Source organism: Halpernia frigidisoli (assembly GCF_900113805.1).
GTDB lineage: Bacteria > Bacteroidota > Bacteroidia > Flavobacteriales > Weeksellaceae > Halpernia > Halpernia frigidisoli.
The window spans coordinates 324,344-340,711 of sequence record NZ_FOQT01000003.1; the positions used below are offsets into that span (position 1 = coordinate 324,344).

General features: G+C 32.8%; 18 protein-coding genes and 1 tRNA gene. 7 read left to right on the forward strand and 12 right to left on the reverse strand.

Going from position 1 to position 16,368, the window contains the following annotated elements; translation table 11 throughout:
- Positions 1-12 precede the first annotated feature (12 nt).
- From BM238_RS09765 to BM238_RS09775, 3 genes are all read left to right on the forward strand, one after another.
- Positions 13-1,254, forward strand: coding sequence for a bifunctional folylpolyglutamate synthase/dihydrofolate synthase (locus BM238_RS09765; RefSeq protein WP_090080294.1), 1,242 nt, complete (start codon positions 13-15; stop codon positions 1,252-1,254).
- 40 nt (positions 1,255-1,294) lie between these two features.
- Positions 1,295-1,369 (forward strand) — tRNA-Val (locus tag BM238_RS09770).
- Positions 1,370-1,469: 100 nt separating this feature from the next.
- On the forward strand, positions 1,470-2,168 hold the full coding sequence (locus BM238_RS09775) for a DUF1826 domain-containing protein (RefSeq protein WP_090080296.1): 699 nt from the start codon (positions 1,470-1,472) through the stop codon (positions 2,166-2,168).
- A 55-nt stretch (positions 2,169-2,223) separates the two neighbouring features.
- On the opposite strand, the gene BM238_RS09780 is transcribed toward BM238_RS09775, so the two are convergent.
- Genes BM238_RS09780 through BM238_RS09790 form a run of 3 tightly spaced genes read right to left on the reverse strand, consistent with a single transcriptional unit; the run spans position 2,224 to position 4,727 of the window.
- Complete coding sequence (locus BM238_RS09780) at positions 2,224-3,189, reverse strand: glycosyltransferase family 9 protein (protein ID WP_090080297.1); 966 nt, start codon at positions 3,187-3,189, stop codon at positions 2,224-2,226.
- Entirely contained in the window at positions 3,186-3,605 is a 420-nt protein-coding gene (locus BM238_RS09785) for a SufE family protein (RefSeq protein ID WP_090080299.1), read from the reverse strand. Before BM238_RS09785 ends, BM238_RS09780 begins: the two co-directional genes overlap by 4 nt.
- Before the next feature lie 9 nt (positions 3,606-3,614).
- Positions 3,615-4,727 (reverse strand): glycosyltransferase, encoded by a 1,113-nt coding sequence (locus BM238_RS09790; RefSeq protein WP_090080300.1) that lies wholly within the window; start codon positions 4,725-4,727, stop codon positions 3,615-3,617.
- A gap of 181 nt (positions 4,728-4,908) precedes the next feature.
- Between BM238_RS09790 and BM238_RS09795 the strand changes: the two genes are divergently transcribed.
- On the forward strand, positions 4,909-7,431 hold the full coding sequence (locus BM238_RS09795) for an ATP-dependent Clp protease ATP-binding subunit (protein WP_090080301.1): 2,523 nt from the start codon (positions 4,909-4,911) through the stop codon (positions 7,429-7,431).
- Positions 7,432-7,496: 65 nt separating this feature from the next.
- Here BM238_RS09795 and BM238_RS09800 read toward each other — a convergent pair whose 3' ends face one another.
- The gene (locus BM238_RS09800; RefSeq protein ID WP_090080496.1) at positions 7,497-7,997 is read right to left on the reverse strand and encodes a GreA/GreB family elongation factor; all 501 of its coding nucleotides are present in this window, start codon (positions 7,995-7,997) and stop codon (positions 7,497-7,499) included.
- 306 nt (positions 7,998-8,303) lie between these two features.
- Here BM238_RS09800 and mnmA point away from each other — a divergent pair, with 306 nt between their 5' ends.
- A complete protein-coding gene (gene mnmA / locus BM238_RS09805; protein WP_090080308.1) occupies positions 8,304-9,491 on the forward strand; it encodes a tRNA 2-thiouridine(34) synthase MnmA in 1,188 nt (395 codons plus the stop codon).
- A gap of 68 nt (positions 9,492-9,559) precedes the next feature.
- Here the strand turns inward: mnmA and BM238_RS09810 are convergent, their stop codons facing one another.
- Together BM238_RS09810 and BM238_RS09815 are read right to left on the reverse strand one after the other, a co-directional pair.
- Positions 9,560-10,066 (reverse strand): hypothetical protein, encoded by a 507-nt coding sequence (locus BM238_RS09810; RefSeq protein ID WP_090080309.1) that lies wholly within the window; start codon positions 10,064-10,066, stop codon positions 9,560-9,562.
- A 5-nt stretch (positions 10,067-10,071) separates the two neighbouring features.
- Positions 10,072-10,551, reverse strand: coding sequence for a Panacea domain-containing protein (locus tag BM238_RS09815; protein ID WP_090080310.1), 480 nt, complete (start codon positions 10,549-10,551; stop codon positions 10,072-10,074).
- 286 nt (positions 10,552-10,837) lie between these two features.
- On the opposite strand from BM238_RS09815, the gene BM238_RS14600 reads away from it, so the two are divergent.
- The gene (locus BM238_RS14600; RefSeq protein WP_221404931.1) at positions 10,838-11,218 is read left to right on the forward strand and encodes a PIN-like domain-containing protein; all 381 of its coding nucleotides are present in this window, start codon (positions 10,838-10,840) and stop codon (positions 11,216-11,218) included.
- A gap of 32 nt (positions 11,219-11,250) precedes the next feature.
- Positions 11,251-12,210, forward strand: coding sequence for a PIN-like domain-containing protein (locus BM238_RS09820; RefSeq protein WP_221404932.1), 960 nt, complete (start codon positions 11,251-11,253; stop codon positions 12,208-12,210).
- Positions 12,211-12,453: 243 nt separating this feature from the next.
- Here BM238_RS09820 and BM238_RS09825 read toward each other — a convergent pair whose 3' ends face one another.
- The 6 genes from BM238_RS09825 to BM238_RS09850 all read right to left on the reverse strand — a co-directional run bounded on the left by BM238_RS09825 (position 12,454) and on the right by BM238_RS09850 (position 16,235).
- The gene (locus BM238_RS09825) at positions 12,454-13,197 is read right to left on the reverse strand and encodes a LytR/AlgR family response regulator transcription factor (protein ID WP_090080311.1); all 744 of its coding nucleotides are present in this window, start codon (positions 13,195-13,197) and stop codon (positions 12,454-12,456) included.
- 141 nt (positions 13,198-13,338) lie between these two features.
- Positions 13,339-13,899 carry a methyltransferase family protein gene (locus BM238_RS09830; protein WP_233741944.1) on the reverse strand — a complete coding sequence of 187 codons (561 nt, stop codon included), beginning with the start codon at positions 13,897-13,899 and terminating at the stop codon, positions 13,339-13,341.
- A gap of 1 nt (position 13,900) precedes the next feature.
- Positions 13,901-14,200, reverse strand: coding sequence for a 2TM domain-containing protein (locus tag BM238_RS09835; RefSeq protein WP_090080312.1), 300 nt, complete (start codon positions 14,198-14,200; stop codon positions 13,901-13,903).
- Complete coding sequence (locus tag BM238_RS09840; RefSeq protein WP_090080313.1) at positions 14,190-14,486, reverse strand: 2TM domain-containing protein; 297 nt, start codon at positions 14,484-14,486, stop codon at positions 14,190-14,192. The genes BM238_RS09835 and BM238_RS09840 overlap by 11 nt, the downstream gene beginning before the upstream one ends.
- A gap of 15 nt (positions 14,487-14,501) precedes the next feature.
- Positions 14,502-15,821 (reverse strand): 2TM domain-containing protein, encoded by a 1,320-nt coding sequence (locus BM238_RS09845; protein ID WP_090080314.1) that lies wholly within the window; start codon positions 15,819-15,821, stop codon positions 14,502-14,504.
- A gap of 123 nt (positions 15,822-15,944) precedes the next feature.
- Positions 15,945-16,235: a 2TM domain-containing protein gene (locus BM238_RS09850; RefSeq protein WP_090080315.1), complete on the reverse strand. Its 291-nt coding sequence runs from the start codon at positions 16,233-16,235 to the stop codon at positions 15,945-15,947.
- Between the last annotated feature and the right edge of the window lie 133 nt (positions 16,236-16,368).

The window sequence follows — 16,368 nt, forward strand, 5'->3', positions numbered from 1 at the left end:
TATTTATTTTAAATGCTGAACGAAGATCAATATCAAAAAGATTTAAACTGGCTTTTTGCACAACTGCCAAATTACCAAACTGTCGGACAATCAGCCTACAAACCTGGCTTGGAAAACATAAAAAAACTCTGTGATTTTTTTGGAAACCCACAGGAAAACCTAAAAATGATCCACATTGGCGGAACAAATGGAAAAGGTTCAACAAGCAATATGACTGCTTCAATTTTGCAGGAATCCGGCTATAAAGTTGGACTTTACACCTCGCCGCATCTGGTAGATTTTAGAGAACGCATTAAAATTAACGGTGAAAATTGTGATAAAGAGTTTGTTTTTAGTTTCATTCAAAAATTAAAAAATTTACCACAAGAATTTCAGCCTTCTTTTTTTGAATTTACGACGATCATGGCTTTTGAATATTTTGAAGAAAATAAAGTTGATTTTGCCATGATTGAAGTTGGTTTAGGTGGAAGATTAGATTCTACAAACATTATTAATCCAATTTTAACGGCAATTACCAATGTCGATCTGGATCATCAAAATCTTTTAGGAAATACAATCGGTGAAATTGCATTTGAAAAAGCAGGAATTATTAAAGAAAATATTCCCATAATTTCCGGAACAGAAAATCCCGAAGTTTTCAAGATTTTAAAGGAAACCGCAGCAAATAAAAATTCGAAATTTATTGACGCAACAGAATTTTCTAATAATTATAAATCTGATCTAACAGGAAATTATCAAGGAAAAAATATAAAAGTGGTCGTAAAAATCACTGAAGAACTTCGAAAACAAAAAATAGAAATTCCCGAAAAGTCATTGGTTGAAGGTTTAATGAACGTCCAAAAAAACACAGGATTTATCGGAAGATGGACTGTTTTCTCAGAAAATCCGTTGACAATTTTAGATACAGCCCATAATTTGGCTGGTTTAGAATTGGTTTTCAAACAACTTGAAACTTATAAAACCAAGAAACATCTAATTTTAGGATTTGTAAATGATAAGGTTTTAGATCAGATTTTACAGATTTTACCACCAAAAGAAACCTATTATTTTATCAAACCAAATGTAGAAAGAGGCCGAAACCCCTCCGATTACGAAGAAGATCTGAAAAAATATAAAATAAATTATAAAATTTTTGAGAATCTTTCTGAAGCGTATTCATTTGCTTTACAGAATATTAAAAAAGAGGAAATCCTATATATTGGCGGAAGTAACTTTGTAGTGGGAGAATTTTTAGAAAAATATTTGCAGAATTAAATTTTTGGTCTATCTTTGCCAAACGAAAAACAGAAATGTGGGGCTCTTAGCTCAGTTGGTTCAGAGCATCTCGTTTACACCGAGAGGGTCGGGGGTTCGAATCCCTCAGGGCCCACAATTTTTTAAAAATCTCATAGAAATATGAGATTTTTTTTGTTTTAATATTTTTCAATTTTGAATCTTTTTTAAATTTACAGTATTTTTCAATTCAAAATATGAGTCATAATTTTATAAACAACAATCAGATTAAAGTTGTTTCTGCGTTTGAAGATTTGATCAATAATGACTTTACCGGCGATCAAAATGCAGTTTGCTGGGAAAGAAATTTGGATGGAGATTTTGAAGAAATTGTTTTAAAACTACAAATAAAAGAAAATATAACCGAGATTTTTTCAGAAGATCTTTTATCTCTTAAATTATCTGAAAAAGGTAACACCGCAAGAGAAATTATCTTAAATGATTTACAATTATTAGAAGATTTTGGAGCATCTCCTTCCCTGAATTTAATTAAAAACTACGAAAGAGATGACGCGTCAGATTTTATTTCTACTGATGTTTATTCCTTTCACGTCGATCATTCTCCTATCGAAAGCAGTACATTTCTTTGCACTTATTTTGGCGCAGCAAGTGATATTTTGCCGAATGATGAAGCAGTACAAAAAGTTTTAATCCCTCAAATACGCGAAAAACTAAAGAATTTATATAACGTCGAAGAATTGGAATTTGAAACTTTTGTCAGAGAAAACTATTTTGACTTACATTATGAACCGAAAATTAATTCGAAACCTGTCAATCTTGGACTGGGAAATCTCTGGAGATTAGCTGTTGAAAGTCCGGAACAAAAAGTTTTGCCCTGTATTCATCGAGCGCCTTTAGAAAATAAAGATGAATACCGACTTCTTTTGATTTGTTAAAAATTTACGACAAAGATTTTTAGTCAAAGAAATCGTATTTTAGATTTTCCTAAAATTAGATCTTGTCAATTACTCTCTGGATATTCAATTCGTTTAAACAGGCATAATCACCGCGGTAACACTCTTTATCGCCAAAAGTGGAACACGGTCTGCATGTAAGATCGACCACCTGGACTACATCATTTTTCGATTGTCCATAGCCCAAAAATCCCGCGAAAGGATGCGTTGATCCCCAAATTGAAATACATCTTGTGCCAACAAGACTTGCCAAATGCATATTCGCCGAGTCCATCGAGATCATCGTTTCTAAACTGGAAATCAAACTTAATTCTTCTGCCAGATTCAACTTGCCTGCAATATTTTCTGTATTTGGAATTTCATTTTGCCAGGTTTCTAACACTGCTTTTTCCTGCGAACCGCCGCCAAATAAATAGATTTTATTATTTTTTGCTAATATTCGGCACAGTTCAAAAGATTTTTCCAATGGCAGCATTTTTCCTTTATGCTGAGCAAAAGGTGCAAAACCAATAGCCTTCTTTTCAATTGATTTTTGACGAAATTGGTGTGACAAAGTAACCGGAAAACCTATATCCCGAAAAACATCTGCGTAGCGTTCAAAAGTTGATTTTAACTGTTTTTTATTAAGATTCCAGATGTTGGTTAGTTCTTCTTTTTCCTCTTTTCCTTTATTTACTTTAAAAACTTTAAAATTTCGGTTGGTGAAAAAAGTATCTAAAATTTTTGATCGGATCACATCGTGAAGGTCAGCAACATAATCAAACTCAAATTCTTTTAAAAGTTCTTTTGAGAGTTTTCTCATTCCTAAAATCCCTTTGTAATCCTCAAGATTTATACCTTTAAAAATAACCTGCGGAAGATCTGCAAACAAAGCTTCGAAATTTTTTTTGGTAACCATGATAATTTCAAGGTCAGGATTCTGCTCTAAAAGCTCACGGAAAACGGGAACTGTCATGGCAATATCACCAAAGGCGGAAAATCGGTAGGCTAAAACGCGGGTCATTTTTTTAACTGATAAGCAACAGCGTAGAATTTTATCTGCTTCGTCATTGCCATTAAACCATTTGCCCGGGAAGGCGAAAGAAATTCCTGCAAACCAATTTGCGAAATAAAGTCAAAATCAGAATTAATTATTTCATCAGTAGAATGTCCGCTGTAAATACTGACTAAAAGCGAAGCAATTCCTTTGGGTAAAATACCGTCAGAATCTGCTTTAAAAACCAATTTGTCATCTGCATAATCTGCATCGATCCAAACCTGAGATTGACAGCCTTTTATCAAATTACTTTCATTTTTTCTTTCTGCAGAAAGCGGTTTTAACTCTTTTCCCAGATCTATAATATATTCGTATTTCTGTTCCCAATCTTCCAGAAAGGCAAATTCTGCAACTATTTCGTCTTGTTTTTCTTTAATGGTCATAATGCAAAGTTAAGAATTTTCAGTCTGAAAATTTTCGGTTTCCACTTTTTTAAAGAGGTTTCTTATTTTATTTTCCTCTTCTTCCCAACACAAAATTCTTCCTGCTTCTTCTAATTCTTTTTTGTAAAAATTTCTGCCATTTTTAAGAACAATTTTAATTTTTTCAGCAATATTTTCAGGTTCGTGATCTCCTACTACTTCACCGACGTTAAATTGTTTCTTAATACGCATCATTTCGGGGAAATTGATCATTACCAAAGGAACTTTTGCCTGGATATAATCTGAAACTTTATTGGGCAAAGAATAAAGATAACTCACTCCGCCATTTTCTTCTAAACTTAAACCAACATCAGCTGCTTTGGTTACTTTTCTCATTTCATCCGGAACCATTTTGCCTAAGAACTGGACTTTATTCTGCAAATTATTTTTTAAAACAAAATCTTCGTATTCCTTTCTTTTTGGCCCATCACCGATTATTTTAAAAATGACATCTTCTAAAAAATTCATTGCTAAAATTGCCTGCGGAATTCCTCTTGACTGATTGATTGCGCCTTGATAAAGAATTATTTTCGGATTATTCTCAGGAAAGGTAATTTCATCAGTAATTTTTCTTGGAATATTTCTTACCACAATCGGTTTTACGTTGTATTCTTTTTGAAACCATTCAGCGTAACTTTCACTTTCCGTCATCATGTATTCCACTTTTGGAACCAATTTATTTTCCAGAAATTTCCAGATTTTCTTTACAGATCTTCCCTGCAACGCGGGCATTTCGGTAAAAATTTCATGACTGTCAAAAACCAAAGGAATTTTCAATTTTTTTGAAACCAGATAATTTGGCCAAAGAGAATCAAGATCGTTTGATAATAAAATAGTGTTTTGATCTGCTTTTTTTAATAATTCCCGGTAAAGTTTTATTTGAAATTCTAAATAAGCGAAACGAAGTTTTTTTGACTTTAAAAAAATTCGCGAAAAATAATACGGACGACTCATTTCCGGCAAACCATCCCAACTATTACCAATTAATTCAATTTTATATCCTGCTTCATCAAGAGTTCTGCAAACTTTTTCCACTCTTTGATCCGTATATAAATTATTAAAAACGCTTACCAAAACTTTCATTAAAAACCTTGTCTTTTATAAGTTTAAAAAAAATTAATTGTGCTAAAATAGCTGATTTACTAACAAAACTACAAAAAAAAGAGGTCATAAAGTCAGATTAGAATTTTGGTAAAGTATTTGTAACTTTGATTGAAGTTAAGGGCGAAAACGTCTTTAATTTAATAATATCGATTTTAAATATATGAATAATAAATTTTCAACTGGTTTAAATGAAGTTTTTAGACACAGTAAAGGTGAAGCTAAAAGACTGCACAGTGAATTTCTAAATACAGAGCATTTTCTCTTAGGAATTATGGATTCTGAAAATTCGGCAAAAGAAATACTTCGCGGTCTAAATGCAGATCTTACGCAGATAAAAAGAAAAATTGAAACCATGACGGTTTCCAATTCAAACCCTTTTGCAGATGCAGAGTCGGACAAAATTTCTTTCACGAAGCTTGCAGATCAGGCGATTAAAAGATCTGAACTTGAATGTCGTCTTTACAAAGCTGATGAAATAAATACTGTACATCTTCTTCTGGGAATTTTATACAAATTGGAAGATCCTGCAACAAATATCTTGGATGCATATGATATTGATTATGATAAAGTATCCTCAGAATATAAAAGTATGCTAAAAAATTCCGGTCAATTACCAAAAGCAAGCGCTTTTGATGATGACGAAGAAAGAGAAGAGTTTGGACAAATGCGCAAACCAACCGGAAATATAGGTTCTGGAAAAAGCAAAACGCCAACTCTGGATAATTTTGGACGCGATCTCACTTCTTTAGCAAAAGACGGAAAACTTGACCCGGTAATTGGTCGTGAAAAAGAAATTGAACGTGTTTCTCAAATTTTATCTAGAAGAAAGAAAAATAATCCACTATTAATTGGTGAACCCGGCGTTGGTAAATCTGCCATTGCGGAAGGTTTGGCTTTAAGAATTCAACAGAAAAAAGTATCAAGGGTTCTTTACGGAAAACGCGTGATTACTTTGGACTTGGCGAGTTTAGTTGCCGGAACAAAATACCGCGGACAATTTGAAGAGCGCATGAAAGCCATCATGACGGAACTTGAAAAAAACCGTGACGTTATTTTATTTATTGATGAATTACACACAATTGTTGGTGCAGGAAGTTCTACAGGAAGTTTAGATGCTTCAAATATGTTCAAACCGGCTTTGGCGAGAGGTGAAATTCAATGTATTGGTGCCACGACTTTGGACGAATACAGACAATATATTGAGAAAGATGGCGCTTTGGAAAGACGTTTCCAGAAAGTAATGGTAGAACCGACTAACATTGAAGAAACGATCTTGATTTTAAATCAAATAAAAGATAAATATGAAGATCACCACAACGTAACTTATACTGATGAAGCGATAAATGCGTGTGTGACTTTGACGGCGAGATATATTACAGACCGATTTTTACCCGACAAAGCGATCGATGCTTTAGATGAAGCAGGTTCCAGAGTTTATATGAAGAATATGAAAGTTCCGGAAATCATTGTAGATCATGAGAAAAAAATCGATGAGATAAAAGAACTTAAACAAAAAGCCGTAAAAAAACAGGATTATCTGGAAGCCAGAAAACTGAAAGATGAAGAAGAACGCCTGCAAATGGAACTTTCTGTGGCTCAGGAAAAATGGGATGCTGATGTAAAAGAGAAAAAAGAAGAAGTTACCGAAGAAAATGTAGCCGAAGTTGTTTCCATGATGAGCGGAATTCCTGTAACGAAAGTTGGCAAAAATGAGTTGGACAAACTCGCTGCGATGGACGCAAAATTGAACGGTAAAGTAATCGGACAGGAAGAAGCGGTGAAAAAAGTGGTAAAAGCCATTCAAAGAAATCGCGCTGGATTGAAAGATCCGAACCGACCAATTGGAACTTTTATTTTCCTTGGAACAACCGGTGTTGGAAAAACCGAACTGGCGAAAGTAATGGCGCGGGAATTATTTGATTCCGACGAAGCGTTGATCAGAATTGACATGAGTGAATACATGGAAAAATTCGCCGTTTCACGTTTGGTAGGCGCGCCTCCAGGATATGTTGGTTACGAAGAAGGTGGACAATTAACGGAAGCAATCCGTAGAAAACCCTATGCTGTTTTACTTTTAGATGAAATTGAAAAAGCGCATCCTGATGTGTTTAATATTTTGCTTCAAATTTTAGATGAAGGCTTTGTAACAGACAGTTTAGGAAGAAAAATTGATTTTAGAAATACGATCATTATTTTAACTTCAAATATTGGAACCAGAGATCTTAAAGATTTCGGTGACGGTGTTGGTTTTGGAACTGCTACTAAAAAAACAAATACGGACGCAAGAGCGAAAAGTATAATTGAAAGTGCTTTGAAGAAAGCCTTTGCACCAGAATTCTTGAATAGAATTGATGATGTCGTGATCTTCAATAATCTTGAAAAAGAAGATATTTCTAAAATTATCGATCTTGAATTGGCGAAACTTTATAGCCGTTTAGAAAAACTAAACTACTTTGTTAGTTTAACAGACGAAGCGAAAGATTTTATCGCTGACAAAGGTTGGGATAAAGATTTCGGTGCAAGACCATTGAAACGTGCGATCCAGAAATATATTGAAGATTTGTTGGCAGAAATGCTCGTAAATAAAAAATTGAAAGAAGGCGAAACAGTAGTTTTAGGTCTTAATGAAGCCAAAGATGGTTTGGAAGGCGAACCGGAAATGATTACCGAAGAGTCTAAATAAAGTTTTTTAAATAAATAAAAATCCCTGTTAATGAAAATTAGCAGGGATTTTTGTTTGCTCTTGTTTTAATATTTAATTTCCAAAATCTCAAACTCATTTTGTCTTTCACCTAAATTTAAAACTGCTTTTTCACCAATTTTTTTATGCATTAAGACTTTTGCTAAAGGTGTGATGAATGATATTTTTTGTTTTTTAATATCGGCTTCGTCAACGCCAACTATTTGAAATGTTTGTTTTAAATTATTTGCGGCATTTTTAAAAGTAACGGTTGCGCCAAAATGAACTTCATCTTGTGGCAATTTTTCCGGATCAATGATTTTTGCTGAGGTAATTCTTTCGTTTAATAATTGTAGTTTAGCATTGATGTGGTTAAAGGAAATTCGGTATTCTTTTTCCTGGGATTTGTCTAAATTTTCCATTTCTGCGGTTAAAATTTCACGTTCTTCTAAAAGCAAATCCATTCCGGTTCGGGTGACAAAATTTTCGGTTCCTTCCGGTAGATCTGCCCTTGGCGCTACCATTGGTACTTCTTCCTGATCGTCTTCTTTTACAAAACCTCTGCTCATAATTTCTAATTTGAACTTTTGAATTGCAAATTTTAATCCAAGATTATTATAAATTTTTGAAGTTAGCGTTGAAACAAAAAAATAAACTTCGAGGTAGCCCCGATTGCAGTGGAAATCTGTCATTGCGAGGAACGAAGCAATCTGTTCAAAAGATTGCTTCGTTCCTCGCAATGACGGATTGTAGCGAAAAGCGGGACATATATTGAAAAAAGCGATGACCTTGTTGCTTCTAAAAATTATGTAATTATTGTCGTAAATTTGCACCTCACGAAAGAGTCCCCTTGAAGGGCTTTATAAAATGAAAAAATGAAAATAGTAGTTGGTTTATCCGGCGGTGTAGACAGCAGTGTTGCCGCGTATTTGTTGCAGCAGCAAGGACACGAAGTTATCGCGCTTTTTATGCGAAACTGGAATGATGCATCGGTCACTTTGGAAGATGAATGTCCGTGGATCGAGGACAGTAATGATGCGCTTTTGGTGGCGCAAAAACTGGGAATCCCGTTTCAGGTGATTGATATGAGCGAACTTTACAAAGAGCGCATCGTAGATTATATGTTTAATGAATATAAGAACGGCCGCACGCCAAATCCGGATGTTTTGTGCAACCGCGAAGTTAAGTTTGACGTGTTTATGAAAACAGCCTTATCACTTGGCGCTGAGAAAGTTGCGACCGGACATTACGCACAAGTGAACTCTACTTTTGACGAAAATGGAACAGAAATTTTCCACCTTCTCGCGGGGAAAGATGACAATAAAGACCAAAGTTATTTTCTTTGTCAGCTGAATCAGGATCAACTCTCGAAATCGCTTTTCCCGATCGGGAATATTACGAAACCTGAAGTTCGGGAAATTGCTAAAAAACTGGATCTGGTAACGGCTGAAAAGAAAGATTCCCAAGGTTTGTGTTTTATCGGAAAAGTGAGTTTGCCGACATTCTTGCAGCAGCAACTGAAACCAAAAGAAGGCGAAATTGTTGAAATTTTCAAAGATTTTGACCAATATCATCAGGAAAAAACCGAATTTTCTTCAAAACTGGAAGAACTGGAATTTCTTTCTGCTAAAACACATTACAAAAAAACAGACGGAAAAGTGATTGGCAAACACCAGGGCGCGCATTATTTTACGATCGGGCAAAGTAAAGGTCTGGGAATTGGCGGTCACAAAGAATCCTGTTTTATGATTTCCCGTGATATGCAGGAAAATTTAATTTTCGTGGGTGAAGGACGGGATTTTCCCGGCTTGTTCCGGAAAGCCTTAAAAATAGAAACGGCAGATATCCATTGGGTTCGCGAAGATCTGAAATTAAAAAACGGCAAAACTTTAGAGGTTTCTGCAAGGATCCGTTACCGACAACCTTTGGAAAAAGCCACGCTTTATCAGTTTGAAGAAGGCTTGTTTATCGAATTTGAAAACCCACAATCTGCGATTGCAGAAGGACAATTTGCTGCGTGGTATGTCGGGGAGGAATTGTTGGGAAGTGGGGTGATTTCTTAGATTGTTAATTATTTTTTACATAATTTAAAATCCTTTTGATTATTTCGGAAGGATTTTTTGGTAAATCACTATCTATTTCCTGGATAAATTATATGATTTCTATCAAACCACACTAAATAAAATATTCCTTTATACAAAAAACCACAGGCTCTTGCTTTCTGGTGATAATGTAAATCAAATTGATAAAGCGTTGGCAATTCTTCATCTTTAATCTCATCTGGTTTAAAAGATAAAACTTTCTTGAAATCTTTTCTGTTTATTGACACATTATCTGAATCAAAATCTATAGGATGAAATCTATAGTTTTTTTTAGTTCTTAATTCGTTATATGTAAATTGAGAGTTTGTTTTAAGAGCCGTTAAAAAACCCAAATAATCTTCAACCTTAAGAGAGTTAGAGTTGTAACATAAGTTTGAAAATTTTATAGATAGATAATCAAAAGCAAAAACTGGTTTCATATCCCTTATATCATAAAAGGACACGCCGTTTTCACCAATTTTATATTTGTCAATTTTAAATTTGTCTAATTGATCTTGCGGATTTGCAATTTGGAATTTCTTTCTATTCTTTGACATTAATGTTAAAGTTCTGAATAGAATTTAAACATTGATTTTTTTGAAATGATATTTGTACATCTTTCATGTGGAGCACAGTTTCCTCTTGCTTCGATCCAAGGCTTTTCATTGTGCGAAAGAAGTTCTAAATCAAAGGAACTTAAAGAGCCGTAGTTATCGAGAACAGAATAAATAAAATCAAGTTGATTAGAATCAATTTCATTTTTTTTTATAATATATTCAATTTCCTTATCTACAGTTTCTTCTTCTTCATTGATAATTGCTAAATCATTAAAACCAAAATCTTTAAGTTTTTGGTAAAGATCAGGTATCACAGGACCGTGAACCCAGGCTTGGAAATCTTCTTGCAAAATGGGTTTTTTAAAATTTACTAAATGCCACGCTTCAACATAATATAACAGTTTTTGCAGTTTCTTATGTGAAACTGTATCGCCTTTTTGATTAACGTAATTAGTGATTATATGACCTAAATCCCAAGAATTCATTTTGCAAAATTACGCAATTTTAGTAAACAAAATTAATTTAAATAAAATTTAAAAAAAGGCACTCGTTTATTTTAAAATAAATTTGAAAAATTTCCGCCCGGTTTTCAATTGCGGAAGGACAGTTTGCTGCATGATATTTTGGTGAAGAATTGCTGGGAAGTGGGGTGATTTCTTAAAAAATTAATTAATTTTTATTATTTTTGATTTTGTTAAAACCTTTTTGTGTTTTATGAAATATTCTAAAAAATTTGCAATTTGCATCATAACATTTATTTGATTACCAATAATGGAAAAATTAATTAAGATTCACCGCGATAATAATCAACTGGATTTCAAAGCAATATGGAAAGAAGGTCTTTTCATTTTTGATTCTAATGTTTTATTAGATTTATATCGATTACCTAATTCCGCTCAAAAAGATTTAATACGAATTCTAAAAAATGATGATTTCAATAAAAGAATTTGGATTGGCTTTCAGGTGATTTTGGAATTTTTAAATAATAGATTCGTAGCAATAAGTGATCAAAAAAATAAATTTACTTCTGTCAGAAAAATTTTAGAAGATGCTTTAGAACAACATAAGGAAGTAATTTCAACCTTAAAACTTGAGTTAAATAAACTTAAACTTAAACAAGACATTCTTCTATTGATCCAGATAAATTCATAAATGACAAAAATATTGATAGTGGAGTAAAATATTTGAATGACTTTATTGATAATCTGGAAAAATTAGAAAGTAAGCAATCTGATGTAAACGATCAAGACAAAATTAAAGAAATCGTCCTTGAAATATTTAAAGATAAAATCGGAAAAGGTTTAGATAAAAACACGCTTTTGGAACTTTATAAAGAAGGAGAAAAAAGATATCATAACTTAATTCCACCAGGATTTAAGGATAGTAAAAAAATTGGATCTCATCTTTATGAAGATAAGGAATATATACGAAAATTTGGCGATTTAATTTTATGGTTTGAGATTATTGATCGGGCTTCTAAAAAAGATTTCAAATATATTGTTCTTGTTACAGGCGATATTAAAGAAGATTGGTGGCTTGAAAAGAGAGGTAGAAAATTAGGGCCTAGATTAGAACTTTTAAATGAAATATATACGAAGGTTCCTGAAATAGACACCTTTTATCTTTATGACACATCAACTTTCTTACAATATGCACAAGAAGAATTAGATGATAAAATAAAAGACTCATCTATTGATGAAGCAAAAAAATTAATTGAATTTAGCAAAGAGAACAGAAAAGAATCAGTTCCTGATTTGTTAAATATTTACAATGTCTTAAAAAGAATAGGAAATTCAATCGACGGATTAAAAATGGGAATAGGTAAAAGTGTCAAAAATCTACCATTGCTTAATATTGATGTGAGGAATTTTTATTTAGTATTGATAGAAGTTCTAACGAATGCTGTTGAACATAGTCCAAATGGCTTTGTAGGAATTCACGCCGATGAAAACGAAAATTTTATAATTTTGAAATTTAGAAATGTAAAACTAGATTCTCTACAAACTGACGATGACTCTACAATTAGAAGAGGTAGGGGATTAAGTTATATCAAATCTATTTTATTAAAAGAATCTATTGACTTTAGCATTTATGACGAAGGAAAAAAATTCGAATTAGAAATGTTTATACCAAAAAATAAATAATTAATTTAAAACATCACTAACTAATCTAGCAAATATTGATATACACACCATTAGCATATTTGCCAATCATACTTAAGTTATTACCAATCTTTAAATTCCTTCACGCGATCACGGCTAACGGTAATTTCCAGTTCGGGTTGAAATTTCAGATCAACTTTGTAATACGGCGATGAGTGTAATTTCCATTTCCTTTAATAAGAAATTTCTTGTTAAAGGTTTATACCCTTTTTGTTTAATAAGCAATTATTTCACCAACCAATCCTTAAATTCCTTCACGCGATCGCGGCTTACGGTAATTTCCAGTTCGGGTTGAAACTCGAGATCGACTTTGTAATAGGGCGAAGTATGGATGTTTTTAATGAAATTTAAATTAATAATGACCTGTCGGTTTACGCGGAAAAATTGTTTAGAATCTAAACTTTGTTCCAGTTCTTCTAAAGTGAAATCCGTGGGATAAACGCGGTCTTTGGTTTGTAAATAGGCAATTTTATTTTCGCTGTAAAAACACGACACCTCATCGGTAGAAATGATCTTTAAATTATAACCGATCTTCACTAAAATCCGGGATAATTTTGACTCTTCTTTCTTAATTAAATTTTTGAAATTTAATTCGTTAGAAGGCAGTTCACTTGGTAAGAACGATTTAAATTTATCAACGGCTTTTTCGAGATCTTCCTGCAAAATGGGTTTTAAAAGATAATCGATAGAATTCAGTTTAAAAGCCTTCAACGTATATTGATCATAAGCCGTGGTGAAGATCATAAAACTTTGCACGGGATATTTTTCAAAAATATCGAAAGACATTCCGTCACCAAGCATAATATCAGAAAATATGAGTTGTGGCGATTCATTATTTTGAAACCAATCTAAACTTTCTTCTACAGAAGACAAGACGGCAACTATTTCTAAATCAGGGATTAAACCTAACATTCTTTCTAGTTTTCTGGCGGCTGGTTTTTCATCTTCGATGATAACGGTTTTGATCATTTTGCTTTTTTTTACCACAAAGTCACAAAGATTAATTCTAAAATCACTGACACGAAGGACACAATGAATTTAAAATAATTACTTGATAAAATTTTTTTTAAAATTACGTAATTCTTTGTGACTTTGTGGTTTTGAAATTTATTAATAAATAAAAGGAATCAGTTTTTTCGTCCGCTTCATGTAATCTGTATATTCACTTCCAAATTGTTCTGTTAAGACTTTTTCTTCGATTTTAATGCGCCAAAGAAACATTGAAAATACAGGAATTAAAAGGACGATTGCAGCGATCCAGTTGTTTAAAACCAAAGCCAAACCGACAAAAGTGAGCAATGAAAAACTATAAGATGGATGTCTGATGTATTTATAAAAGCCGTCTGTAATGAGTTTGTGGTCTTTCACGATCGTTACATCAACTGTGAAATATTTGCCTAAATTATAAACGACAACCAAGCGGAAAATCACGCCCAACATTAAAAAAGCTAAACCAATAATTTGAAAAATTTCGTTTGAATAAAAAGGAAAGTGGCTTGCTTTCGCGATAAATATCCCAAAGAATATGCTGAAGCCGATCACGATCCAAAGGTAGGAGAGCGACTTTTTGTCTTTGCTGTTTTCAGCTCTGCTTCCAGAACGCATTTTTAAAAGTAAAAATACTTCTGAAAGCGCCCAAATGAACATAATGATCGTTGTTGCTGTTCCCATTTTATTTGTATTTGTCCATTAATTCCTGAATTTTTCTTTCTTCCCAATCGTTTCCAAAAATAAAATTAGGCATGAAAACGCTTATTCCGTGCGCCGCTAAACCAATTCCCCAGAAGAATGCCGTGAGAAAATTTTGGTATTGAAAATAACTTTCGCCCGGTTTTAAATCTTGATAATTAAAGTAAGCGATCAGTAAATTAACGCAAACGTAAACCAAAAAATGAATGTAAAATCCTTTAATTTTCTCAACTTTTTTCTTTGCTTGTCGGTATTTTATTTCGTCTGAATTGTTAGTTTCCATGGTTGTTTTGATTTAGTTCTCGATCCATAATTTTGCGTTCCCAACTTGCATTTAAAAAGAATGTTTTGACGCCTTTTATGGCTAAAATAATTCCCCAAACCCAAAAAACCCCGGAAATCTTTCCAATATGAAATATGCTGATCTCTTTATTTAAATAATCTGCTCGAAAATAATAAAATGCCAAAGCAATTATGAAAATTGCCAAACCTGTATAGAATTTTTTCATTTGGCGTACCCTTTCTTTTGCTATCGAATAATCGATTTCGTTCTTTGATAAATTTTCCATTTTTATAAAAGTTTTTTAGTTTTGTTTATTTAAAATTTTCTGAATTTGCTGCTCTTCCCAATCTTTGCTGATGCCAAAAACTGAAATTGCCTGGATAATAATGCTTAATCCCCAACCGAGCATCGGCCACCAAAACCAATGGTATTCTGGCGCCGTATAAAGATTTACAAAAATTAAAAAGGGAATAATGACGCAGAAAGAAGTAAGACTTCCATAGAAATTTTTTAATTCTTTGACGCGTTTTGATGCTTTTTCGTAAGCGTTGTTTTCTGAAATATTTGAAGTGTTCATTTTTGTTGTTTTTTGTGTTAAAATTGGTAGTTTGACTTTAAAATAATCAGCAGACTTTTCTATAAAAACATTTCTTTTGGTTAATAAAGCGTACCGCTGAACGATGTTTGAAAGTCCGATTCCGGAAGATTCTTTGATGTTTTCTCTAAACTGAAGATTGTTCTCTATTAATAAATTTCCATCTTCCGAACTGATTTTTATATGCAAAGGTTTTGCAGAAGTGGCGAAATTATGTTTGATGCAGTTTTCTAAAATTAATTGCAGTGAAAGCGGCACGACAAAATGCAGTTTATCACTTTCCTTGACATTAAATTCAAAAGTCACGCTGTCTTCAAAACGGGTTTTCAAAAGTGCTGTGTAAGTTTTTGCAAACTCAATTTCTTCTTCCACGGAAACCAATTCTTTGTCTTTTTGCTCTAAAATATAGCGGTAAATTTTCGACATTGATGCCGTAAAAACCTGCGCTTGCTCTGGGTTTTCATCAATTAAAGCGCTGAGAACATTTAAAGAATTAAATAAAAAATGCGGATCGAGTTGGTTTTTTAAAGTTTCAAACTGTGCGTTCGCAGATTTTGCAATTAATTTTTGTTCTACAACTTCCTTTTTTGACGCCTTTTTCCATTCATTCATAAAACCTCTCGCGTGGAAAATTGCGGAAAACAAGAGTGCGACATTAACAATGATCCAGTTGAACATTCCCATTTCACCTTTTAAAAAATTAGCAGGATCGTTTTTTTGAAGAACAATTAAATTTAAATAATTACAAACAAAAACTAAAAAAACATTAACGAAAAGTGTTGAAATTATACCTAAAATAATTCTTGTCCGCGTATCGTCGATCCAGGAATATTTTGAATTTAGGTAGCAATTCGTGTAATAATTTCCCATGATGAAAACGAAAGAATACATAAAGGAAATCGCGAAACTGATCACCAGATTATAGAAGGATTTATTATCATTAAAAAAAGTAAAAAAGAAAATGCCCGTTGCGAATGAAGTCCAGAGCATTGTGATAAATTTTCCTCTTAAATCTTTTGTTTCCATTTTGTAAATTTAATTATTTAAATAATCCTCTGAATATTTTTTCTCTCGCAGATTTTAAGGATTTGGCAGATTTTAAAATAAAAGATATAAATTTGTTACATCTTAATAATCTGCGGGAAATATTTATTTATTTAATATTTTCTCAATCTGATTTTGTTCCCATTCTCTTCCGAAAATAAAATCTCTTCCAAACACTGAAAATCCATGTGCTGCAAGACCAATTCCCCAGAAAAATGCCGTCATAAAAGGATCAGAAGTTTGTAAACTAAATGGACTGTCGATGTAGCAACTTGCGATAATAAATAGGTTTACAAATAAATAAACAGTCGCGTGCGTGTAAAATCCTTTGATACATTTCACTCTTTTTTGAGCGTTTGCTAATTTTTCGTCTGAAGTTAAAGTGTAAGTTTCCATTGTGATAAAATTTATTTGGTTAATTAATACTGTAAAGATACTTTGGGAATCAGGCGTTTGCAATAATTTTCGACTGGGTGGTAAGTTTTTTATACTGAATGGGATTTAATTTTGCGTTTGTCATTCTGACGAA